This window comes from Streptococcus sp. AS20 (genome assembly GCF_000524255.1).
GTDB lineage: Bacteria > Bacillota > Bacilli > Lactobacillales > Streptococcaceae > Streptococcus > Streptococcus constellatus.
Map to the genome: position 1 here is coordinate 22,334 of NZ_JANS01000005.1, position 23,987 is coordinate 46,320.

Sequence of the window (23,987 nt, forward strand, 5' to 3'; positions counted from 1 at the left end):
AGATAGAAAGAGAAAATATGTTAAAAAAGAATGATGTGATAGAAGTTGAAATTGTAGATTTGAGTCATGATGGTGCAGGAATAGCTAAGGCAGAAGGGTTGGTTTTCTTTGTAGAAAATGCCTTACCAAGTGAAAAAATCCTTATGCGGGTTCTCAAGGTCAATAAAAAAATCGGCTTTGGTAAAGTAGAGGAGTTTCTTCGCACTTCAGACCAGCGTAATGAGAATCTTGATATGGCTTATCTGCGTACGGGAATTGCGGACTTGGGACATCTGAGCTATCCATCCCAGCTGGCCTTCAAACGCAAGCAAGTCAAAGACAGTCTCTATAAGATTGCTGGTTTGTCCAATGTTGAAGTGTCGCCGACACTTGGTATGGAGCAGCCGCTGGGCTACCGCAATAAGGCTCAAGTGCCTGTCCGCCGTGTCAATGGCCAGCTGGAAACAGGATTTTTCCGTAAAAATTCCCATGACCTCCTGCCGATTGAAGATTTCTATATTCAGGATCCAGTCATTGACCAAGTTATCCTCTTTACACGTGACTTGCTCCGTCGCTTTGACCTTAAACCTTACGATGAGCAGGAAAAGACTGGTCTCATTCGCAATCTAGTTGTTCGCCGTGGCCATTATTCAGAGGAAATCATGGTAATTCTAGTGACAACTCGGCCTAAAATATTCCGAGTGGAGCAGTTGATTGAACGTTTGACAGAGGCTTTCCCAACTATCAAGTCCATCATGCAGAATATCAACGACCAGCCGGGCAATGCGATTTTCGGATGGGAATTTCGGACACTTTATGGATACGACTATATCACAGATCGCATGCTGGATAATGACTTCCAGATTGCTGCGCCAGCCTTTTACCAAGTTAATACTGAGATGGCAGAAAAACTTTATCAGACAGCTATTGACTTTTCCGAGCTGGCAGCAGATGATGTGGTGCTTGACGCTTACTCAGGCATCGGGACTATCGGTCTGTCAGTCGCTAAGCAGGTCAAGCAGGTCTATGGTGTAGAAGTGATTCCAGAAGCTGTCGAAAATAGCCAAAAGAATGCAGAAATCAACGGCATTACTAATACCCATTATGTTTGTGATTCAGCAGAAAATGCTATGGCTAACTGGAGTAAGCAAGACATCAAGCCAGACGTTATTCTGGTTGACCCACCACGAAAAGGCTTGACAGAAAGCTTCATCGAATCCAGTGTTAGTATGGAACCAAAGAAAATTATCTACATATCCTGCAACCCAGCAACCATGGCGCGTGACATCAAGCTCTACCAAGAACTGGGTTATAAACTGAAGAAAGTCCAGCCGGTTGACTTATTTCCTCAAACGCATCACGTCGAGTGTGTAGCTCTGCTGGTGAAAGAGTGAGAACCTTTTAGCGAAAGGGATTCTTGAAAGCCTTGATAACAGGGCTTTTTGCTTTATGGGGGAAGTATAAAATCTATAGCCGTACTTAAGTTTGTGGAAGTACTTGTAAGAAAGTGACTGATTTTATTCCTACAAACCCATAGGTGGGATGTTTGTTTTCATAGGCTAAAGGATAATATTTTTAACCTAGAATGTGTAAATTCGTGCTACATTGTGAAACAGATAATTTATACCTATTTTTTATAAATTGAATGTGATATAATTAGTTGTTTACAAAACTAGTAGATGAATTATTATCAATGGAGGATTGTATAATGAATTTTCAAGACTTTAAAGAAGGTATTTTTTCTCTCCGTACAAGAAGATTTGGTACGGTTGCTGAGTATATGATTAAGGCCCTGATTAAAGTAGATATGTCTGGGAACTTGGCTTATGATTTAACGGACTCATATTTGAATCGTATCGAAGTTAAATTTTCAACAGTGATGAGAAAAAATAAAGAGACTATCACTGAGAGTAATGTCATTCAACAAATTCTTAATTCTACAGTAGAGCATAGAATGATTGATAGCCATGATATTCTTACTGAAAAATTCGATTGTAATATTCAGCAGGTCAAAACTGTCGAGTTTGACATTTTATATTATGGGTTATTTTTCCAAGATAGGATTGCTATATTTCTAGTAAATAGTGAAGATGTATTCTCATTGCCTAATTATTCAGATAAACAACATCGTGGAAATGAAGGAGAAGGTCAGTTTCATCTAAACGAAAAAACAATCAAGTATCATCTCGATAATCATTTATATCGTTGGGTGAACTATGAAGAGCTTTATGATCTTCTGTTAACTTTACCAAACAAGTAAAGAATTTGCTTGACAATCACTGTGGGTTGAGGTATCATACACACGATTGAAAGGAAGAATATTATTTATGGAAAATATAATTTCTGATGCAACAAAGCGTAATTGGGATAGACTATCTGTTAATGCTGATGGAAAATTAAAGAGTTTTGCTAATAAACAAAAATCAATAAAACGAATAATTCCGGTTGAATACATAGCTGATGACATTATTTTTGATTTCATTAAAGAAGTTTCTGAAGTCTATGGTGATCTCAATATTCCAGATATTATCTACCATGTTGCTACTAATTTACTTCAAGATGCGAATATATATGAACGTAATACTGTTCAAGAAATTCTCCGTGACTTTGAAAACCAATTTTCTGTTAAGAATTTACAAATTGAGTCAAAAATTCCAAAGTTTACTAAGGATTCTGATATTCTTGGTGGCTTATATCAGAGCTTATTATCAGAAGGTGATAAAAATAAAAAAGGCTCATATTATACACCAAAAGAAATTGTCGATGATATGTTATCTGAGTTTGAACTAGATGAAGATTCTAACTTCTTAGATCCGTGTTGCGGTAGCGGGGCATTTTTAACGAGAGTGAAAACAGCCGACCCTACAAAATTATACGGGATAGAAAATGATCCCATTGGAGCATTCATTTCAAAGATTAATATATTACTAACATACAGAGATATTGAGTTCGTTCCTAATATAATTTGTAAAGATTTTTTAATTGCTAATAATCTTTTTGAAAATGAAACGAAATTTGATTTTATCGCAACGAATCCACCTTGGGGGAATAAGTCTAAGTCGGTCACGAATTTAATCAACTCTAAAGAATCTTTTGTACAATTTTTCGTTAAAGCCTATAATTTATTGAAAAATGAGGGGCAAATAAATTTTTTATTTCCAGAATCAATTCTTAATGTAAAATCTCATACAATAATACGAGATTTTATAATTTCGAATCATGATTTGAATGAGATCCATCAGTATAGTTCATCATTTACTGGCGTTATGACCAATTTTATAAGTATGAATTTTAAGAAGGGCGTCACTGTAACACAAATCAGGGTTCGAAGTAAAATGGAAGAGTTCTATGTTAGTTATTCTTCTTTTGAACATACTAAAAATAAAGTTTTTGCGCTTTTGAAACCACAAGAGGAAGCAGTTATTAAACAAGTTTTAGATCGCTCCGTCTATTCCTTGTCGAATAGTCAGTGGGCACTAGGTATTGTCACGGGAAACAATAAAGAATTGTTGAAGTCTTCCGAAGGGCCTTTACTGGAAAAGATCTATACCGGTAAAGAGATTGAAAAATTCAGACTTAGAGAAGCAAAGAAATATGTCTTATATGATAGGGATTCTTTTCAGCAGGTAGCGAAAGATGAAATTTATCGAGCCGATGAAAAGCTGGTCTATAAATTTGTTTCAAATAAGTTAATGTTTGCTTATGATGATTCGGCTAGTTTATTTTTAAATAGTGCTAATATTTTAATTCCTAATATTTTAGGAATGTCTACAAAAACTGTGTTAGCATTTTTGAATTCTAGCTTGTACCAGTTTATCTATGAGAAACTTTTTGGGGAACTTAAAGTTCTTAGAGGGAATTTATCTGAGTTGCCTTTTCCGCAGATTGATGAAGAAACTGATAAACTGCTAACCTCTTTAGTTGATGAAATTATCTATGATGGAAAAGATAAGCAAGAAGAAATTGACAATATTGTTTATGGAGTTTTTGATTTAGATAGTAAACGTATGCCTGTTTAATAGGCTAATTCGTTTCATAATTGATAATGCCGCCAATAATAAGTTCGACTTGAAGTGTTCCAACTTTTTATGATTGCGGTAAGGCTGTGGCCGATACTCTCTTTGAATATAGCGAATACATGAGGATGTTCGTCCGAAAAGGATAGATTACTAACATGGTGGGTTCTCTGTCAAGGAGAATTTGTGTTTTTTAAGTATTTTATTTCTTTTTACTAGAATAATTTTTAATTTGTTTTTCTTGCTATTTGTCAACTGTAAGGGATAATATTAGCTAACATAGTGGGAGGGGGACCGGTTCAAAACTTAGGTCCTCTTTTTTGAATAGCCTTAGTTAAATTTTAATGATTTATTGACTACTCGTTTATAATAATAGTGCAGATTTCTGGAAAGGAGGAAAAATGGTCAGAAGGAGTTCTAAGAAATTAACGAAGAAGCAAGAGCGCATCCGCAATGCTTTTGAGTCCAAAAGAACCGTTGAGGTCATTCCAGCAGTTGTGCAGAATGCTAGTTTGGGACAGCAAAAGACTCGTGTTGCAGCGTATTGCCGGGTGAGCACTTTTGATGAATCCCAATCTGGTAGTTTTGAACTGCAGAAACAAACTTATATGGAACGGATTCAGAATACACCTAATTGGGAGCTGGCAGGCATTTATGCTGATCAGGGTGTGTCTGGAACAACCATTAAGAAGCGTGAGCAGTTCCAAAAAATGCTGGAAGATTGCAGGCAAGGGAAAATCGATTTGATACTGGTCAAGAGTATCAGTCGCTTTGCTCGAAACCAGCTTGACTTCATTAGCATCTACCGAGAGCTGAAAGCTTTACCTCATCCAGTAGGTATTTTAATCGAAGACATTAATCTAAATACGCTGGATACCAAAGGTGAGCTGGTGTTAGGAGTTATGTCTATAGTAGCTCAAGGCGAGAGTGAGCAGAAGAGTGCTTCGATTACTTGGTCTATTATCGAGCGTTTCAAACGCGGTATCCCAATCATCCCAACGCATAATCTACTTGGCTATACTAAGGACAAGTATGGTCAAATCGTAATTGATGATTCGGAAGCCAAGGTAGTAAGGTATATCTACGATTCTTATATGAATGGCAGAACTGCGCGTGATATTGCTGAATCGTTAATGGCCAACCATATTCCGACGGTTACTGGATTAGAAAACTGGTCCAATCTTGCCATCTACAATATCCTTAGAAATGAAAAATAGAAGGAAAAATGGTTAGAAGGAAATCAAAGCCTTGGCAAAGACTTGTGAATGAGTTGAAATTTCCTAATTATATCGTAAAGAAAAGATATAAATTTAAAAAATTAATTTTTTGTATATATTTAGAATAATGTCTGATATATTGAACTTTTAAATTATTCTCACCAAAAGTTAAAATACTTGGATAACTTGCTTCATTTTAGCTATACTATTATTTGAATCTTTTTTAAATTCGAAATACTCAGTAGTATAAAGGAATACAGTTTCTTCATAGAAGTTTAATTCATTAGCTAAAAGTTTTTTAATTTCAGTTATTATATTGATTTTTATATACACTTAATATCAAACAATTAATAGCGAGTTGAGTAACTAATCTTTTATTAATAGGAAAAATAAAGTGTACTCAATAGTTATAGCATAATTTTTAAGTAGTATGATTTTATAATAGCTTCCATTTTTAGACTTTGAACAGATAATCCGTTAATTGGAGTATTTCATTATCTGTAGGTTGTATGCTGCTATCTAGTGTATCCATTTGTTCTATGCATCCACTCTTAAATAAAATTTCCAAAAGTCTCAAATTATTAAAGTTTAGTTCTTTTAATGATGAATGTTCAGTAAATGTAGTATTCACTTTTATTATTTATCAATAAGTGAGGAAAGATGATCCTCGTACTGTTTTTTAATTGAACTCTCGTTTAGAATATCAAAAATCTGTAATGCATCTCTCATTTTGGATATTCCAGAGTGAGCTCCTTGTGCAAATTCGAGGTATCCTTGAGCATATAAGAATACAGTTTGTTCATAATAATTTAGTTCGTTATCTAGTAAGCTAGATATTTCTTTGATTAAAAATCTACAATTGTTGTATTTCTTAGCATCTATACTTGCAATTAAACAGTTAATAGCAAGTTGGGTTACTAATTTTTTATTTGTTTTATTTAAAGAGGAGTATATATAATTTTTCAACATTTCTTTAGTTAGTAAAAAATAAGAAGAATACTCTATGGTTCGGACACAGTTTCCTAGTAATATTATTTCGTAATAACCCCAATTTTCTATTTTGAAAAGATAATCTGTTAATTTTAATAATTCCTCGCCAGTAGGTTTATGGGAGCTATCAAGAGCATATATAATTGATTTTAACATTGTCCTATCAAAGTCTGTTAAATCACTATTACAATATAGTATATCCTTGAGTGATGTAACACGATGTAGGGTATAATCTTCACGAATATGTTTTATAAGATTCATAAAGTTTTCACATTTTCCAAAATCGTTATTATGTATTATCAAAAATTCTTCTAATGATATATGAAGTTTATCAAGAATATTTATTAACCTAGCACAAGATATCTCAGATTCGCCTCTCTCAAATCTAGAAATTTGTGATTTTGATAAATGTTCATCAGCGACAGAACTAATGCTAATTTGTTTTCCTTTACGAATTTTTCTAAGGGTTTTTCCTAAATCGAATTTCATATATTCCCACTTTCACAACAAAAATGCTAATTTCTTTTCTTTATTGTACAATATAGAAAAGAAAAAAGGAGAAATAAGATGCTGAAGATTTCAAAATTTACCAAATATTTACCAATACCGCTTTTATTTTTGGATATCATAATTATTGTAGGTGGATAGAGTGCTTAGGTGTACACTTAAGTCTTTGGGATTCCCCAAAGACTTACTACTACTAAAAAGATAAAATGCACAATTAATTTTTAAGACATCTTAATGAAGTAACACGATGTAGGAGGGAGTGATACCAATGTATTATAGATAAGACGTTGCATGTTAACTATTAATTTAAAGAGTATTTAGTAAAATATTGTGATTTTTCTAAACTAAATGAATATTTGAAAAAGGATAGTTGTGAGAACAGAAATAAAAAGTAATAAACTTAGTAAGTCATTTTTAAAGTTTCTAACAGCCCAAGTATTTATCATTCTTGCTGGAATATTGTTAGATATGGTTTTAATTCTCTTTGTATATCAAATGAGTCAATCGCTATTTGATACAAGTATGATTCTAGTTGTTGGATCTATTTCACGAATATTAGGAAGTATTCTACTTTCAAATATTTTTGACAAGATCTCAGCAAAGTGGATTATGCTAGGAGCATTGATAGCCAAAGTTTTTATTATTATACTACTCATATGTACTTATAGATATATATACATTGTGTTAATATCAAAATTTTTATTGAGTTTATTAGATAGTGCTATTTCTCCTGCGCAAGGTGTATTGCTTGCAGATATAATTAAAGAGGATAGAATTCGTTTAAATGGTATTTTCTATACTGTCATTCAAGTATTTCAAACTGCTACTTGGACATTTGGAATACCTTTTGTTCTATTACTTAATCCTTTTGCGGCATTTTGTGTGATTATTTTGATGATTACTATATCCTTGTGGCTCTTGAAGAAAATAGATACAAAAGATAGAGTGCAAACGAATTTACTCTCTTATTTTGAGAGATTGAAGCAGGGATGGTATGATTTGTTCCATATTACTGAATTGTGGAATATAACCATTATGGACACATGTGAATCAATTGCTAATGTGATTTGGACGCAAACTTTTCTATTATTTTTCACGACGAGTTTTTTGAACTTATCAGAGGAATGGTGGGGATTTCAAGGAGCTGCTTACTTTGTAGGTTCAATTGTAGGAGGAATTATAAGCATTAGATACTCTAAGTATATTTCTCAGTTGGGGGGAAAGGTTATCTTTTTTTCATCACTTTTGGTTGCTATTTTTACAGGTATATACGCTTTTAATAAAGTAGCTTTCTTGGCTCTTGTTATTAACTTTTTCATTGGCATTCCGTATCAAATTAGAGATTTGGTGCAACAATCATTAATACAAGAGAAGTCCCCTACTTATTCGATAGGACGTGTTTTTTCTCTACGGCAATTAATATTAACGATTACTTCATCTGGCTCTTTGGCAATATTTAGCTATTTAAGTAGTCGGATTGGTATACAGGCTGTTTACCTGATTGCAACTATTATATACGCTATCGTAACTATTTGGATATTATTAAATAGAAAAATCATCAAATTTAAAATTGAGGAGTAATGAATATGAACAAATCAGAAAAAATTATTTTTGAAGAACTTGAAGAAGTTGTTATGTCCTATGTAGCAAATTGTCATCATGCTGCTGCATATTACGAAGCTGATTAGTCTAGAGGAGCAGTACTCATGTAAACTTGAGTGCTGCTTTTTGGAGTGGAAAGGAGGACTAAAGTGTATTTAAAAAGTACTGTCCATGTTTTACCTTACGATGGAAGAACGTTGATATGGGATAGAAAAACAGATAAAAAGGTTATTATTCATTTGAATTTTGAAGATTTTTATAATCAATTATGTAAAGGTATATCAGATAATTTATTTGATATATTAAAAAATAGTCAATTTATTGATCTTTCCAATTCATTTGTAACTAAAAATTTTAGCCTCCCGACATACATTTGTAAATGCAAATATTTTGATATATACTCATTAAATACATTATTAGAGAATGAAGGAAAGATTAGAATACTAAATACACTTGATAATTATATATTAATTAGTCCAGTTTTGTATTCTAAGGATGAAATAGATAATTACGTGATAAGAGTATTATCATCTTCCAAATTTTATAAATATTATATAGAAATGATGCAAAATCAGCGAAAATATCCTCAGTTAATGTCGGAAACTATATTTGAATCTAGTGAATATAGAAAATTATTTATTGATTTTATTGAACTGGCTGAATCAAGAGAGACTATGGCCGGAAAGATTGATATTCGAACTGATGAGATGAGTTTTGTACAGTATACATCTCTTCCAGTTGTAAAAGAAAAAATAAAAGAGGAGTGGAAATGGCTATTTTTGATGTAGTAGATGAGGTTTTTGGTTTAGTGAAACATGTATACAAAGTGGAGAATAGGCATGGGGAACCGTCTTCTATGTTTGCGTATACATGTTTACTTAATGATGTATCAAGGTTGTTGAATTGGCCGATGGATAAAATTAGTACAGGTTATAGCTTCGATGAGGATAAGGCTATTAAGTCTGCTATAGGAGAAGGGGTTGAAAGATATTGTGGAAATCATGTTCCCGACGATTTATTGAAGGCGAGTGTAGTTGAAATGTTAGAAAGAGGTTATAATTTTTTAAATCCAAAGGAATTTTTACAATTTACCAAAGAGCAATTGGAGAAAATAAATACTTATTTCGGGGTAGATGAGTCAGTTTTAGTAGAGTGGGTTCCAATGATAAACCTAGTAAAAGATGAGAACTGTTATCTACCTGCAGATGTAGTATATGTTGATTATCGTAGTTATCAAAAAAATAAAAAAGTCAAAGGGAATAGATTACCCATACTATTTTCAGGATTGTCTGCAGGTTCAACTGTTAATTATGCCATAATAAATAGTTTGTTAGAAATTATTGAAAGAGATGCGACGATGCTTTGGTGGATAGGAAGAAAGCCAGCAAAAGAGTTGATAATAGATTCCAAAGATAGATTGAGCGACGTAATAAATGAATCGGAAACAAAAGGAATTGCTCTTAAGTTTTTACTACTATCTACTGAATTTTCAGTGTATACAGTAGCATGTGTGTTGAACGATTATGAGAATAAATTTGTCACAGTTGGTTTTTCTTGTCATTTTAATATTAAACAGGCCAGTGAAAAAGCCTTGATGGAAGCATATCAGTTACGTATGTTTAGTTTTAATTTATCCGATCCAAAAGGATTTATCTGGAAAGAAAACTACCAAGATATGTTTGGTGTCAAAGATTTTCAAAGAGATAGAAATTATACTAAAGTGTATAATAAAGACTATTCTGATATGATAAGTTTACTCCAAAATACACAATTCTTTTTGGATACGGTTGCTTATGATGAGGTTATGAGTTTTTTTAATACAACATCTTACCAAAATATTAGTGAGTACTTAGATATAAATAGTTCTTTAACAGAAAGTGAACAACAAAAATTCTTGATTAAAGAATTTAGAGATAAAAAAATTGATGTTTTTATGGCAAATATTACAACGTCTGATATAGAAGTAGCAGGCATGAGCGTCGTTCGATGTATAGCTCCTAAAATGTTAGCTAATATGCCTACAGCTTTTCCTCTGCTAGGAAACAAGAGATTACAACAAACTTTAGGTAATAAGTTACCAAATTTATTTCCATTACCTCATAGCTAAAATGGATAAGGAGGCATTCTATTTTGGATAATAGTATTACTTTTAAAGATTGGAAATACGCATTACATGACGCTAGATATGGATTCGTACAACAATTTGCTCAATATCATCCACAAAATGTACTTATTTTAGCTTGTGGAGTAGGATTAGAAGCATTTATATTATCTAGTACTGTCGATTCGCCTTGCAAAATAGTTGGAATTGATATTGATAAAAAGTCAATAGCGTATGCAAAAGAAAAGTTAAATCAATTACAATATTCAAATATTACTTTCAAAGTAGAGGATATTAATCGTTTTTTTTCAACTAATACAGAGAAATTTGATGCGGTAATGATAATGTTTGCTATTCATTTTTTTGATAGAAAAAAAATATTGGAAAATGTTTCACAAATACTGGAACCAGATGGAATTTTTGGAATTTGTGAATGGGAACCAAATGATAGTCTATTAAATATAAAACATATAAATGAAATTATTAATAGGTACGCAAATGAGGGTAAGGTACTGGAAAAAGCCAAACGGTTCTTCAACATGAAAAATAAATATTTATATGAAAAACATATTCAGAATAGTATTGTAGAATGTACATTGCAACGTGTTTCTCATAAATCAAAGAAATATTCTATACGCTATTCTAATTTACAATCTTATTGGAATTTTCAGAAAAATAATGAATTATTTAAACGATTAAAACAAGATATGTTACCTGACAACTATTTACAAATGATAGAAGAAATAGAGAGTTATGTAGCTTTAGCTGATGAATCGGAAGTAGTATTTATTGCAAAAGTTGGAAATTCGTTTTATAAAAATCAAATACTATAATTTATCAGAGTGAACATTGAATGGAGATTGTATAAAAATGGAATATGGAATTATGTTACCTACTTTGGATAGGAATTTTAATATAGATGATGAGCTGAATCGCCTAAATCAGCTAAAGAACATCAATGAGTTAAGGATTTGGTTTAGAGATTTACCGGCAACTCAGAAAAGAGATAGCGATGAAGGCATAGCCATGGACCCCCTGTTAGCTATTCAGTATGTATTATCTAAATATGGATTTTTAAAATTAGGTATTGGAGTTCTAAACACTTCTTTTAGAAATATTATGTTAACTATTAGAGAATTAATAACTTTGGGCAACTTAGTTAATACAGAAAATTTAATTATAGGAGTTGGCAGTGGAGAGAAAGAGTTATTGTTTAAAGATTCAAATATTTCATGGAGTGAAAAGAGTTTAAACCTTGAATTTTGGTTGACTGAATATAATCATCATTTCAATAATTTGGAACAGGATGGACGTATCAATCTAAAGAATCATTACTATTCTATGGGTGCTTTAAAACAGATTCCTAGATTAGCTATAGCTACAAAAAATATTGACATGGTTAATAAATTTGACAAATTGATTGATAGTAATATTATTTGGTTAAGTAATTTAGAGGATATTTCTAAGCTGAAACAAAAAATAAAGAACAAGAAACTAATTATGTTTTTACCTATTAGTATTAATAATGCAGTGAAGAAAATAGAAATTATTCAGTTTGAAGATAGAGATATCTTAGTTATGACAGAGGAAATTCTGAAATTGTATCTAAGAGAATTGGAAGTATTTGGAGTGAATGAGGTAATTTTTTCTATTATTCCTGGATCAAATTTAAGCTTTTTGGATAATTTATATCAGTTTTAAAAATGTTATGACCAGAAAAGTAAAGTTATCCAAGTATTGCTATCGGACATTCCAAATCAAGTATATACCTTATAGAAAGTGATTCTTCATGGATAAAGTAGTTGAGAAAGTAGAGAGAGGGGGCTTGCTACGGGGAACATACTAAATACTAGCATAGAAGGATTTCATAGCATTAAAGGAAATGATTTAAGTGACCAGATGGTCATCCATTTTTTAGAGAAAGAGTTAAAAGTTTTAGTTTTTTTGTACGAGTACGGAAACTTCTGCGATGTTAGCAAATTCCTATAAAGAAGGAACTGAGGAGCTGGGAGTTAATATTTCTTCTGCAAGATTCTCATTATGAAATTATACTATACTATGACGTTGTTGTTCTGACTCCACAAGTTAAGGCCTATTATGATGATATCAAAAAAGATACGGATGCTTTAAGAATAAAACTAATTGCGGCTGAGGAAGCTGAGTATATAAAATTGATTCGAAATCCTAAGAGGGCGATTCAGTTTATTCTGTCTCAATTTAAATAATTTTACCAAACTAGTTAGTATATGGATTGTTTTTTGATATAATTATACTTGGCAACTAAATAAAAAAGCAGTTTTCGTTTGGACTGTGAAATAGAAAATATAAAAATTATATGGGAGAAAGATTTTTATGAAAGAGAGGTTTTTATGTCGTTTAAGAGTTTTCTCCAGGATAAATTTTATAATCAGTTTTTTAATAAAATCAGATCGTATGTATCTGAAAACAGGCGATCTTTGGATCTATATACGTTTCTGTTTAACCAAGTTAATTATGCGAAATTAGAGGAATTCTCCGTTGAAAATGTTCTGACCGTTAATAAGGAAGGGGACTTTATTGTATCTGAACTTCTAGTTATTGGAGATCTAGAAATTGGCGGCTATACTCGGTACGGGTATGATAAAGACAGCACTGAGCTTTGGTTAAGGGTGAAGATTAAATTTCTACTGGAAAATGGAGTACATCAGTTTAGCATTGTCAATATTAAACCGTATGTAAAGACAGAGCAAAAAGGTCCTATTCCTTATTATTCAAAAGAATTTGTCCCGTATGTACGGTCTAAGGATATGGACAAAATTGCAGAAAGTATTTTAGAAAAATATTGTCCTGAAATGCTAAATGCTCCTATGGCTTTACCTATTTATGACTTTGTTGAGCAAATTGGAATTGTAATTGAAGAGGGAATTCTTTCCTTAGATGGGTCAATTTTTGGCGAAACAGTATTCAAGGATAGTCTAGTGACTTTCTATAATCATGACCAGGAGGTAGAACGGACTGTAAAAGCTGGAACAGTATTGGTCGATCCCCAAGTGAGAGGTCTTAGAAATCAAGGCAGCTTTAATAACACGATCATTCATGAATGCGTCCATTGGCTATTGCATCGTACTCATCATGAGTATAAGAGTTTGTTTGGTAGTCAAGATATGAAGATTTCCAGCCGTTTAAATCGCTCAGCTATTAAAGAAGGTAAGTGGAGTGCTTATGACTGGATGGAATGGCAGGCCAATGGCATTGCAGCAAGGATTCTAATGCCAAGGAAAACCACGAAAATGATGGTGCAAGAACTGTTTCTTAAGTATTCCTTAGTTTTTGATGAAGACGAAAGAATCACCATGTTTGAACAGGTGATTGATGACTTAGCTCAATTCTTTCAAGTGTCTCGTTGGGCTGTTAAAATTCGAATGATGCAGCTTGGCTATACTGAGTTTGAAGGCATCTATAAGTATGTGGGTAATGAATACATCAAAAGCTATACCTGTGAAGCGGATGCGATTCAAAACAATCAGACCTTTACCATCTCTTTTAACAATGCGTGCTTTCTGAACTTTAAGAATGAAAAGTTTAGAACGATAATGGATTCAGGGAAATACGTTTATGTAGATTCCCATTTCTGCCTAAACAATGAGAAGTATGTCAAAATGACGGAGCTGGGTGTTTACCAGATGACGGATTACGCTTATTCCCATATGGATGAATGTTGCCTGGTATTTGATATTCACTACAAGGGCAAGAGAAGCATTAGTCCAAAGGACTTCAATGACTACATCTTGTATCGAGGAAATTATCCAGAGCTAAAAGTGGAGCTGGACTTCTCTGAATATTTAATTGATGCTCATCCAATTCCTGAGTACACAGGTAAGATTTTTCCTGAGATAATCCGCATAATGGAATCCCTTCCCAATCATTTTTGTGGAACCATGCGCTTTCATCGGAAACGAAAGAATTGCACTCGAGAAAAGCTAGAAGAATACAGCGGTGTCAGTGTCTCTACTATTGAAAAAATGGAAACTCTTCATGGAAAAAATGGTAAATTAGAGAAAATAATTGCTGTGTGTATCGCATTAAAACTCTATCCAGATTTTAGTTTTGATCTCATTGGTAAGAGTACACACCGTTTCAACGACCTGGTTCCTCACCATTGTGCTTATAAAATGATTCTAAGAAATTGTTATCATCTATCAGTGGAAGAAGTCAACCAAATGTTAGAATCCATGAATATGAAGACAATTTAAAATTTTTTCTTTTGAACCCTTCATTTTTTGAGGGGTTCTTTTTTTGCGTTTTAATAGTCTTTTTATGTAAGTGGAGACCTCTAAAACTACATTCTTCCGTTTAAAACCCTTCATTTTTTGCTCTGTTGTCTTTCGCCAAATGGTTCTATACTAGTCTTGTGAGTTGGAGATGGCCATCGATAGTAACTCCAAAAAATGATGAAGGACGGATTTTTCGAATGAAAACAGTATTTATTTGTTCACCCTACCGAGGGAATGTTGCAGAAAATGAAAAGAAGGCCATTGCTTATTCTAAGCAAGCTTCCAAAGCTGGTTATGTGCCCCTTGCTCCACATTTACTTTTGACACAGTTCTTAAATGACCGAAATCCTGAAGAGCGAATTCAAGGGCTAACCATGGGGCAGGAGCTTTTAAAGCGGTGCGATGAGATTTGGGTCTATGGTCCCACCATCTCTCAAGGAATGAAGTATGAGATTGATACAGCAAAAGAGCTAGGGAAACCCTTTCGACTGTTCCATGAGAATGGTCAGCCTATCAATCCTTATACCATGGACATTGATGATCGGGTTGAGTCCCTATTTGCGATTCAGTGCAGTGGACACAAGGTCCGGTATGCTGGAGAAGGTACTCAAAGGAGTACAAAAGAATCTGTCTGGTCTAAGTTTCCCAGCATGTTCCTAGAGTAAGAAAGGAGAAATGGCATGGCTCAAATGAAAAAATTAGAAATTGTAGTGGAGAACTTACGCTTGTTGGCAGATAGCTTAGAGGAGCTAAGTGGCTCTTTCAGTCTAGAGACCGTTGAGAAGTCATTAGAAGAAGTAGAAAAGCCTGTCGCACAAACTGTTACTATTGAGGATATCCGTAAAGTTCTGGCTGAGAAGTCCCGAGCTGGGAAAACAGAACAGGTGCGGGACTTGCTTCAACAGTACGGGGCTAACAAGCTCTCGGCGGTAGAAGAGAAGCATTATCCTTCTCTGTTAGAAGATGCGAAAGGACTATGATATGGCAGAAAAACAACACGCACTATTATCAGCATCTTCAAGCCATCGTTGGCTGACGGTGCCGCCTCTTGCTCGCTTGGAGGAGTTCTTTGAACACAAGACTAATCCTGCGGCAGAAGAGGGGACGCTGGCCCATGCTCTAGCTGAGTATAAGCTGAGAAGCGCACTTCAGATAGAAGCAGAAGAACCGGAAGGTGAGCTGACTCTTGAGATGGAACAAGCTACGGAGGACTATGTCGCCTTCATATTAGATGAATTAGAACAACTGAAACAAGGAACGAGTGATACAATTATTCTCATTGAGCAGAAAGTTGACTTTTCCCGTTATGTTCCAGAAGGTTTTGGGACTGCTGACTGCGTCATTGTGGCAGACGACACCCTTCATGTCGTGGACTTTAAGTATGGCAAAGGGGTGCTAGTTGAAGCCGAGAACAATCCGCAGATGAAACTCTATGCTCTGGGAGCCTTGGAACTCTATGATGCTCTCTATGATATTGAGGATGTCAAAATGACCATTTTTCAGCCACGAAAAGGTAATATCTCAACTGCCATTTTACAGCGAGAAGATTTGGTAGAGTGGGCTGAGACGGAGCTGAAACCAAAGGCTGAATTGGCCTTTAAAGGAGAAGGAGAAATCACCTACGGTCCTTGGTGTCAGTTCTCTCCTTGTAATGCCGTTCTTAGGGCACGGATGGACTATCATAAAGAGCTTGAACGATTCCAGTTAGCTTCCCCTCATCTTTTGACGGATAGGGAAATTGAAGAAATTCTTCTTCATGTGGATGACCTCGTCAAATGGGCAACAGAGGTGAAAGACTTTGCGACCAAGGTGGCCATTAATTCTCATAAATCATGGAATGGATTTAAACTGGTCGAAGGTCGCTCTATCCGTCAATTTACCGACGAGGATGAGGTAGCCAAACTTGCGAAAGCAGAGGGAATCACCGATATCTATAAACAAAGTCTAGTTTCTCTAACTGAACTGGAGAAACGAATGGGCAAGAAAGAATTTAATCGAGTATTAGGTCACTTGGTCCGTAAACCTCAGGGCAAGTTAACTCTTGTTCCTGAAAGTGATAAACGAAAAGAATATATTCCAGCAGCAGCTGAATTTGGAGGAAACTAATATGTCAAAAGAAACAAAAGTCATTGTACCGGGTCGTCTGTCCTATGCTAATGTATGGGAACCGCAATCTATCAATGGTTCAGAACCGAAATATTCTGTATCAGTTATTATTCCAAAGAGCGATAAGGCCACGATTCAGAAAATCCAACAAGCCGTGGAACAAGCAAAGCAAGAAGCCATTTCAAAATTTGGAGGGAAGATTCCAGCCAATTTGAAACTTCCACTCCGAGATGGAGATATTGACCGGCCGGATGATGAAGCTTATGTCAATAGTTATTTCATTAACTGTAATTCCAAACAAAAGCCGCAGGTCGTAGACCAGCAGGTTCAACCAATCCTGGATCAGGCGGAAGTCTATTCAGGTTGTTATGGTCGGGTTTCTGTGACCTTTTATGGCTTTAATTCCAATGGCAATCGTGGGGTGGCAGCTGGCCTTGGAAACATTCAAAAACTGAAAGACGGAGAGCCACTAGGTGGCCGAGTTCGAGCAGAAGATGAATTCGGAACCGTTGATGATGACGACTTTCTAGCCTGAGGTGGGTCTCCACCTCTTTACCTATTGGAGGACGGATGAAAACTCTAAGCATTGATATTGAAACTTATTCAGATGTAGACTTAACAAAATGCGGTGTCTATCGCTATGTGGATAGCTTGGCATTTGAGATTTTGCTCTTTGCCTATAAGGAGGATGAAAACGAAACGCAGGTGGTAGACTTGGCTCAGGGAGAGCAGATTCCGGAGAAGATACTCTTAGCTCTATTAGATGAAGCCATTATAAAAACAGCTTTCAATGCCAACTTTGAGAGGGTCTGTCTTTCCAAGTTTCTAGGAGAGCATCTCTCAGCTAAGTCCTGGTCCTGTACGGCAGTGCTTGCAGCAAGTCTAGGCCTACCATTATCCCTTGAAGGAGTCGGCCGAATTCTCAACATAGAAGAACAAAAGATGAAAGAAGGAGCCAGACTGATTCGCTATTTCTGTCTGCCCTGTAAAGGAACGAAATCAAATGGCATGCGTGAACGAAATTTTCCCCATCATGCCCCTGAGGACTGGGAATTATTTAAACGTTACTGCAAGCGAGATGTAGAGGTGGAACAAGCTATTAGAGAGCGTTTAAGAAATTATTCCTTGCTTGATAGTGAGCAGCTTCTCTATCAGTTGGATCAGGAAATTAATGACCGAGGCATAGAAGTAGACCAGGAGTTGGTTGAACAGGCCATTCTTTGTGACCTCTCTTATAAGGAGCAAGTGACGAAGCGCGCCTATGAGCTAAGTGGCCTAGAAAATCCGAATTCCGTTTCTCAATTAAAAGGCTGGCTGAAAGAGCAGGGAATCTTCATGGATTCGCTGGGAAAGAAAGAGGTGACGAAATATCTCAAAGAAGCAGATGGTGAAGTCCTTGAAATGTTAAAGCTGCGTCTCTTGATGTCCAAGACCTCCGTCAAGAAATACCGGGCTATCGAACGCTGTGTTTGCTCTGACGGTCGGGTACACGGTCTCCTGCAATTCTATGGGGCAAACCGTACCGGCCGCTGGGCTGGACGGTTAGTCCAGGTACAAAATCTCCCTCAGAACAAACTCAAGGATTTGTCCCTTGCTAGAACGCTTGTCAAAGAAGGGCAGTTTGAAACCTTGGATACTCTCTATGAGAATGTCCCGAGTGTCCTTTCTGAACTCATCCGGACTGCCTTTGTCCCTAAAACAGGTCATCAGTTTATCGTTGCTGACTTCGCGGCGATTGAAGCCCGAGTGCTGGCTTGGCTGTCTGGGGAATCTTGGCGGTTAGAAGTCTTTGAACAGGGCGGGGATATCTATTGCGCTTCCGCATCTTCTATGTTTGGAGTACCAGTTGAAAAGCATGGGGCCAATAGTCATCTTCGTCAAAAAGGTAAGATTGCAGAACTGGCTCTTGGTTATGGTGGGTCAGTCGGCGCTTTGACTGCTATGGGGGCGCTGGAAATGGGATTGGAAGAAGAGGAGCTGCAGCCACTCGTCAATCAGTGGCGGTCAGCCAATCCACATATTGTAGCTTTTTGGTGGGAAATAGACAGGGCTGCTAAGCAGGTTTATGAAACAAGAGAAGCAAGGAGAATAAAGAATCTAGTCATTAGTTATCAATCGGGAATGCTCTTTATTACGTTGCCTTCAGGTCGTAAATTAGCCTATGTTAAACCTCGCATGGGAATGAACGCATTTGGCAAGCCCGGCTTGACCTATGAAGGGATTGGAGAGAGTAAGAAATGGACAAGGCTTGAGACCTATGGACCAAAGTTAGTGGAAAATATTGTTCAGGGTATCGCCCGAGATTTATTGGCCTATGGCATGGTGCAGCTCGAGCAAAAGGGATTAACTATTGTTCTTCATGTGCATGATGAAGTGGTGGTAGAAGTGAGAGAAGAGAGTGTGGCAACAGTCTGCCAGCTACTTGCCACAAAGCCAGACTGGGCCGAAGGTCTGCCTTTACGAGCCGACGGCTATGCCTGTGAATTTTATAAGAAAGATTAAGGAGGAAAGAATGGAACTTACCATTTCATTAGGAAACAAACGAACTGATAAGATTTGGACGCAAACCAGTTATAGCTTGGAGCAGTTTGAAGCCCGCATTTCAACCACTATCCGAACGGCTGAGACCGTTGCAGAGTATAAGAAACTAGTGAAATCAAAACAAGATAACATTAAAGATGTCGGCGGCTTTGTTTTAGGAAAGCTTGACAAAGGAAGACGAAAGAAAGATGCGGTGTTGTCTCGCTCGGCTCTGACGTTAGATATGGATTTTGCGACACCTGGCATTATGGATGAAGTCGAACTCTTCTTTTCTTTCTTTGCCTATTTCTATTCAACGCATAAACATACCAAAGAGCATCCAAGGCTACGTTTGATTATCCCCTTATCTCGGGAAGTAACGGCTGAGGAATACCAGGCTGTTGCCAGAAAAGTGGCTGAAGATATCGGTATGGAGCTATTTGATGATACAACCTATGAACCAAGTCGCCTCATGTATTGGCCTTCAACCTCGCAAGATGGAGAATTTGTCTTCAGAAAATTGGAGGGTGACTTTCTCAGTCCGGACACGGTTCTAGCACGCTATCAGAACTGGAAAGATACGACTGAGTGGCCTGTATCCAGCCGGCAGAACAAGCTGCTGGAGCGGTCCATTGCCAAACAAGCAGACCCTCTTGGGAAATCTGGTTTGATTGGGGCTTTTAACCGAACCTACACCATTACAGAAGCAATTGAAAAATTTCTAGGAGATGTTTACAAACCTTCCAACATTCCAGGTCGTTTTGATTATATTCATGCCACAACTAGTGCTGGGGTTGTTCTTTATGATGACAAATTTGCATATAGCCATCATGCGACCGACCCTTATGGTCACAGGCTTTTATCGGCTTTTGACCTGGTTCGCCTGCATCTCTTTGGTGATCAGGATGATGAGGAAAAGAAAGATTCAGCTAAGCAACCGTCTTATAAGGCTATGCAGGACTTTGTCCTAAAAGATGATGTGACCAAGGAGACACTGGCAAAAGAGCGCTTAGCAGATGCGACTCTAGAATTCGCTGATACGGAGAATTGGCAGGCGAGCTTGGAGCTGGATAAGACTGGCCAGGTTAAGGATACCTTATCCAACATTGCGACCATTCTCCATTTTGACCCCAACCTTCAAAATATTGTCTACAACGAATTCAAGAATGTCATTGATGTGATTGGAGAGCTACCTTGGAGACGGTCACGCCCAGGCTGGAATGATTCGGACTTAGCTAATGCCAAACTCTACTTTGAGCGTGTCTATGGTATTTGGTCACCTACCAAGTTCAAGGATGCTCTTTTAGCTGTGGTGACTTCTTACCGGCTCTACCATCCCATTAAGGAGTATTTAGAACCCTTGGTCTGGGATGGGGTTGAGCGGATTGATTCACTTCTTATTCTTTACCTTGGGGCAAAGGACACAACTTATACACGAGCTGTCATGAGAAAAACCATGGTGGCTGCGATAGCAAGAATTTATGAACCAGGTATTAAATTTGATTCTATTCTTGTACTAAATGGACCTCAGGGGATAGGAAAATCAACCTTCTTTCTCAAGCTAGGAAAAGAGTGGTTCTCGGATTCTCTGGCGATTTCAGACATGCGGGATAAGACTGCGGCAGAAAAGCTCCAGGGCTATTGGATTCTAGAAATTTCTGAGATGACAGGAATTCGAAAAACGGATGTGGAGACCGTCAAATCCTTTATATCTCGACAGGATGATAAGTTCCGTCAAGCCTATGGGGTGAATGTCGAAAGTCACCCACGCACTTGCATTATTGTGGGTTCCACGAACTCTGAAGGTGGGTTTCTTCGGGATGTGACCGGAAATCGACGATTTTGGCCGATTCGAGTATCAGATGCCAGTCAGTTAAAGCCCTGGGAACTGGTTGATGTGGACCAGCTATGGGCGGAAGCCAAGGTCTACTATGAGTCAGGAGAAGAGCTATTTCTAAAAGGAAAAGCAGAAAATGAAGCAAATAAGGAGCGGCAGGAAGCTATGGAATCAGACGACCGAGAAGGCATTGTAGCTGAGTACCTGGATACCTTATTGCCCGATACCTGGGCTAAGATGGATTTATATGAGAGGCGGACTTTCTTGGCTGGGAGCGACTTTGGCAGTCAGACTTTGAAAGGGATAGAGCCACGTGAGCGGGTCTGCATTATGGAAATTTGGTGTGAGTGCTTTGGCAAGGAACGGCAGAATATCAAAAAGGCTGATTCCTATGAGATTGAAGGGATTCTAAATAAAATCGGTGGCTGGAATAAGTACACTGGAAACACGACTGGTAAGATGAAATTTTCCCTGTATGGCACTCAGCGTGCGTTTGTCCGGGTGCCGTAAGGCAACTTGGGAACCGTTAGTTGGTTTCCACAGGTTTTCGATTTTACCTTTTAGCAACCAAATGGGAAACTGCTCAAAGCTATTGCCAATAGTGGTTTCTCTAGTACTAGTTTCCTTAGTTGCCTATCTTTTCTAAGAGAGTAGTGTTACTACTAGTAAAATAGGGGTAATGGGCACCCGTACGCGCGTAAGGAGTTTGAACCCTTTTGGCAACCCCTATCGGAAACCCTGGGAGGAGAAGAAGTGCGAGAAAGAGAAATTGAAGAAAAACTGAGACTAGAAAGTCAGAAGCGGGGTGGTCTTGCCATGAAGTTTGTCTCGCCTGGCTTGGTAGGGGTGCCTGATCGAATCGTGATTTTACCTCAAGGCAGGCTTGGTTTTGTGGAGTTAAAAGCCCCAGGAGAAAAGCCCAGAAAGATTCAGGTCAGGCGCATGGAGCAGTTAAGAAAGCTAGGTTTTCTAGTTTATTTATTGAACGATAAAGGAAAGATTGGAGAAATACTAGATGACATACAAAGCACATCCTTATCAAGAGGTAGCGACTCGATTCATTGAGGAGCATGAGACAGCTTGTTTGATTCTTGATATGGGATTGGGAAAGACCGTGATTACCTTAACGGCATTGTGGAATTTGATATTGGATTCATTTGAGGTCAGAAAAGTCCTGGTCATTGCCCCGCTTCGAGTAGCCAGTCATACTTGGAAGAGTGAGCTAGATAAGTGGAAACATTTAAGGGGGCTGGATATTTCCATTGCCATTGGCAGTGAAACAGAGCGAAGGGCCGCTTTAACACGCGCAGCCTTTATTTATACCATCAACCGAGAAAATGTCGTCTGGTTGATTCAGAATCAACTCTTTGATTTTGATATGGTAGTGATTGATGAACTATCTAGCTTTAAGTCTTATCAGGCTAAACGCTTCAAGGCTCTTAGGAAAGTTCGATTTAGAATCAAGCGCATGGTCGGTTTGACTGGAACCCCTGGAAATATTATGGATCTATTTTCTGAGATTGGGATTTTAGATGGCGGACAGCGTCTAGGACGCTTCATCACAGCTTTTCGCAATCAGTATTTTGACCCCGACAAACGAAACGGTCAGGTTATCTTTTCCTATAAGCCAAAGGATGGCGCAGAAGAAGCCATCTATGACAAGATAGCGGATATGACGATTTCGATGAAGGCAGTCGATTATCTTAATATGCCAGAACGAGTGGACAATGTAGTTCTAGTTGAGATGTCGGAGCAAGAGCTGGCGGTTTATAAGGAGTTCAAAGCAGAAATGGTGGTTTCACTTAAAGGACAGGTGCTGGATGCCGTAAACAGTGCCAGCCTTTCGAATAAATTACTGCAGATGGCCAATGGCATGATTTATGATGAGAATCGGGATACTGTACTCTTGCATGATCAGAAGTTAGTGGCTCTTGAAGAAATGGTGGAGAGTATGAATGGCCGGCCTTTGTTAGTCGCTTATTGGTTCCAGCATGATTTGAAACGCATCAAGGAACGCTTTCCAGAAGCTAGAGTGATTCAAAGCAATCAGGATATTGAGGAATGGAACAAGGGAAAGATTCCCCTTGGCTTGATTCACCCAGCAAGCAGCGGTCATGGGCTTAATCTTCAAGCCGGCGGCCATACCATTTGTTGGTTTGGCTTAACTTGGTCTTTGGAGCTGTACCAGCAACTTAATGCCAGGCTCTGGCGTCAGGGACAGAAAGAAACGGTGGTTGTTCACCACATCATTACAAAGAGCACAATGGACGAACAAGTCATGAAACGATTGAAAGAAAAGGACATCTCTCAGCAATCCCTGATTGATGCCGTCAAATATGAATTGAGAGAGGAGGAAGCGGATGGATAAAATAGAGAGCCTTTTCTATGATTACAAGAACCTGGAAAAGGAGATGAAGCTCTTACGCAGCCAGTTGGACCAGTTTGTCGGCATCTCAGAAAACGAGATGCTGGACACCATGGTCTATGGTCGGTCTGATGAACCAAAGGTGCAAACCGGTAAGAATCCCTATCGCAGTGAGGTCATTGCTTTGTCCTACAAGGAAGAAACAGAAAAAGCCAATCGGGAGCTTTATCAATATTTATCAAAGCGCTACTGCCGTTTAGTTCAGGAATTGCATTTCTTTGAAGTGGCTGTCAGTCAGCTTCCGGATGATTTGGCAGAATTTGTGACGGATTTAGTTATTGAGTCAGAAAGCTGGGACAACCTTATGGTCAAGTACCATATCAGCCGGAGTACTATTAGTAGATGGAAGCAGAAGGCTGTTAAGGAACTCCGTTTGATTTATGCTATCAGAAACCAGCAACTAGAAGATTTTTTACTTAGTTAGAGGAGAACCA

The 23,987-nt window shown here is 37.3% G+C and carries 20 protein-coding genes and 1 pseudogene; 19 read left to right on the forward strand and 2 right to left on the reverse strand.

The window, feature by feature from the left end:
- Positions 1-17 precede the first annotated feature (17 nt).
- The 4 genes and pseudogenes from rlmD to HMPREF1514_RS01095 form a co-directional block, all read left to right on the forward strand.
- Positions 18-1,373, forward strand: a complete 1,356-nt coding sequence (gene rlmD / locus HMPREF1514_RS01080) for a 23S rRNA (uracil(1939)-C(5))-methyltransferase RlmD (protein ID WP_037596658.1) — start codon at positions 18-20, stop codon at positions 1,371-1,373.
- 314 nt (positions 1,374-1,687) lie between these two features.
- Positions 1,688-2,239, forward strand: a complete 552-nt coding sequence (locus HMPREF1514_RS01085; RefSeq protein WP_037596661.1) for a hypothetical protein — start codon at positions 1,688-1,690, stop codon at positions 2,237-2,239.
- Between the two features lie 67 nt (positions 2,240-2,306).
- Entirely contained in the window at positions 2,307-3,998 is a 1,692-nt protein-coding gene (locus HMPREF1514_RS01090) for a TaqI-like C-terminal specificity domain-containing protein (RefSeq protein WP_037596664.1), read from the forward strand.
- Positions 3,999-4,396: 398 nt separating this feature from the next.
- Positions 4,397-5,209 (forward strand): annotated as a pseudogene (locus HMPREF1514_RS01095) (recombinase family protein); the annotation flags it as partial.
- A gap of 171 nt (positions 5,210-5,380) precedes the next feature.
- Here HMPREF1514_RS01095 and HMPREF1514_RS09790 read toward each other — a convergent pair.
- Positions 5,381-5,545: an Rgg family transcriptional regulator gene (locus HMPREF1514_RS09790; RefSeq protein ID WP_332252747.1), complete on the reverse strand. Its 165-nt coding sequence runs from the start codon at positions 5,543-5,545 to the stop codon at positions 5,381-5,383.
- A 303-nt stretch (positions 5,546-5,848) separates the two neighbouring features.
- Positions 5,849-6,691, reverse strand: coding sequence for a helix-turn-helix domain-containing protein (locus tag HMPREF1514_RS01100; RefSeq protein WP_037596667.1), 843 nt, complete (start codon positions 6,689-6,691; stop codon positions 5,849-5,851).
- Between the two features lie 390 nt (positions 6,692-7,081).
- Between HMPREF1514_RS01100 and HMPREF1514_RS01105 the strand changes: the two genes are divergently transcribed.
- The 15 genes from HMPREF1514_RS01105 (at position 7,082) to HMPREF1514_RS01175 (ending at position 23,977) form a co-directional block, all read left to right on the forward strand.
- Entirely contained in the window at positions 7,082-8,290 is a 1,209-nt protein-coding gene (locus tag HMPREF1514_RS01105; RefSeq protein WP_037596670.1) for an MFS transporter, read from the forward strand.
- A gap of 170 nt (positions 8,291-8,460) precedes the next feature.
- Entirely contained in the window at positions 8,461-9,099 is a 639-nt protein-coding gene (locus HMPREF1514_RS01110) for a hypothetical protein (RefSeq protein ID WP_037596673.1), read from the forward strand.
- Positions 9,081-10,418, forward strand: a complete 1,338-nt coding sequence (locus HMPREF1514_RS01115; RefSeq protein ID WP_037596676.1) for a YcaO-like family protein — start codon at positions 9,081-9,083, stop codon at positions 10,416-10,418. The genes HMPREF1514_RS01110 and HMPREF1514_RS01115 overlap by 19 nt, the downstream gene beginning before the upstream one ends.
- 23 nt (positions 10,419-10,441) lie before the next feature.
- On the forward strand, positions 10,442-11,245 hold the full coding sequence (locus HMPREF1514_RS01120) for a class I SAM-dependent methyltransferase (protein WP_037596679.1): 804 nt from the start codon (positions 10,442-10,444) through the stop codon (positions 11,243-11,245).
- Between the two features lie 37 nt (positions 11,246-11,282).
- Positions 11,283-12,113, forward strand: coding sequence for a hypothetical protein (locus HMPREF1514_RS01125; protein WP_037596681.1), 831 nt, complete (start codon positions 11,283-11,285; stop codon positions 12,111-12,113).
- Between the two features lie 755 nt (positions 12,114-12,868).
- A complete protein-coding gene (locus tag HMPREF1514_RS01130; protein ID WP_232216463.1) occupies positions 12,869-14,644 on the forward strand; it encodes an XRE family transcriptional regulator in 1,776 nt (591 codons plus the stop codon).
- A 218-nt stretch (positions 14,645-14,862) separates the two neighbouring features.
- Positions 14,863-15,330 (forward strand): DUF7768 domain-containing protein, encoded by a 468-nt coding sequence (locus HMPREF1514_RS01135; RefSeq protein ID WP_037596687.1) that lies wholly within the window; start codon positions 14,863-14,865, stop codon positions 15,328-15,330.
- 15 nt (positions 15,331-15,345) lie between these two features.
- A complete protein-coding gene (locus tag HMPREF1514_RS01140; protein WP_037596690.1) occupies positions 15,346-15,645 on the forward strand; it encodes a hypothetical protein in 300 nt (99 codons plus the stop codon).
- Positions 15,629-16,771: a DUF2800 domain-containing protein gene (locus tag HMPREF1514_RS01145; RefSeq protein ID WP_051426764.1), complete on the forward strand. Its 1,143-nt coding sequence runs from the start codon at positions 15,629-15,631 to the stop codon at positions 16,769-16,771. Before HMPREF1514_RS01140 ends, HMPREF1514_RS01145 begins: the two co-directional genes overlap by 17 nt.
- A gap of 1 nt (position 16,772) precedes the next feature.
- Complete coding sequence (locus HMPREF1514_RS01150; RefSeq protein ID WP_037596696.1) at positions 16,773-17,306, forward strand: DUF2815 family protein; 534 nt, start codon at positions 16,773-16,775, stop codon at positions 17,304-17,306.
- A 35-nt stretch (positions 17,307-17,341) separates the two neighbouring features.
- The gene (locus tag HMPREF1514_RS01155; RefSeq protein ID WP_037596698.1) at positions 17,342-19,273 is read left to right on the forward strand and encodes a DNA polymerase; all 1,932 of its coding nucleotides are present in this window, start codon (positions 17,342-17,344) and stop codon (positions 19,271-19,273) included.
- Positions 19,274-19,283: 10 nt separating this feature from the next.
- Positions 19,284-21,638, forward strand: a complete 2,355-nt coding sequence (locus HMPREF1514_RS01160; RefSeq protein WP_037596700.1) for a virulence-associated E family protein — start codon at positions 19,284-19,286, stop codon at positions 21,636-21,638.
- Between the two features lie 243 nt (positions 21,639-21,881).
- The gene (locus HMPREF1514_RS01165) at positions 21,882-22,193 is read left to right on the forward strand and encodes a VRR-NUC domain-containing protein (RefSeq protein ID WP_037596702.1); all 312 of its coding nucleotides are present in this window, start codon (positions 21,882-21,884) and stop codon (positions 22,191-22,193) included.
- Positions 22,144-23,496, forward strand: a complete 1,353-nt coding sequence (locus HMPREF1514_RS01170) for a DEAD/DEAH box helicase (RefSeq protein ID WP_037596704.1) — start codon at positions 22,144-22,146, stop codon at positions 23,494-23,496. Before HMPREF1514_RS01165 ends, HMPREF1514_RS01170 begins: the two co-directional genes overlap by 50 nt.
- Entirely contained in the window at positions 23,489-23,977 is a 489-nt protein-coding gene (locus HMPREF1514_RS01175; RefSeq protein ID WP_037596705.1) for a hypothetical protein, read from the forward strand. The genes HMPREF1514_RS01170 and HMPREF1514_RS01175 overlap by 8 nt, the downstream gene beginning before the upstream one ends.
- The last annotated feature ends 10 nt before the right edge of the window (positions 23,978-23,987 follow it).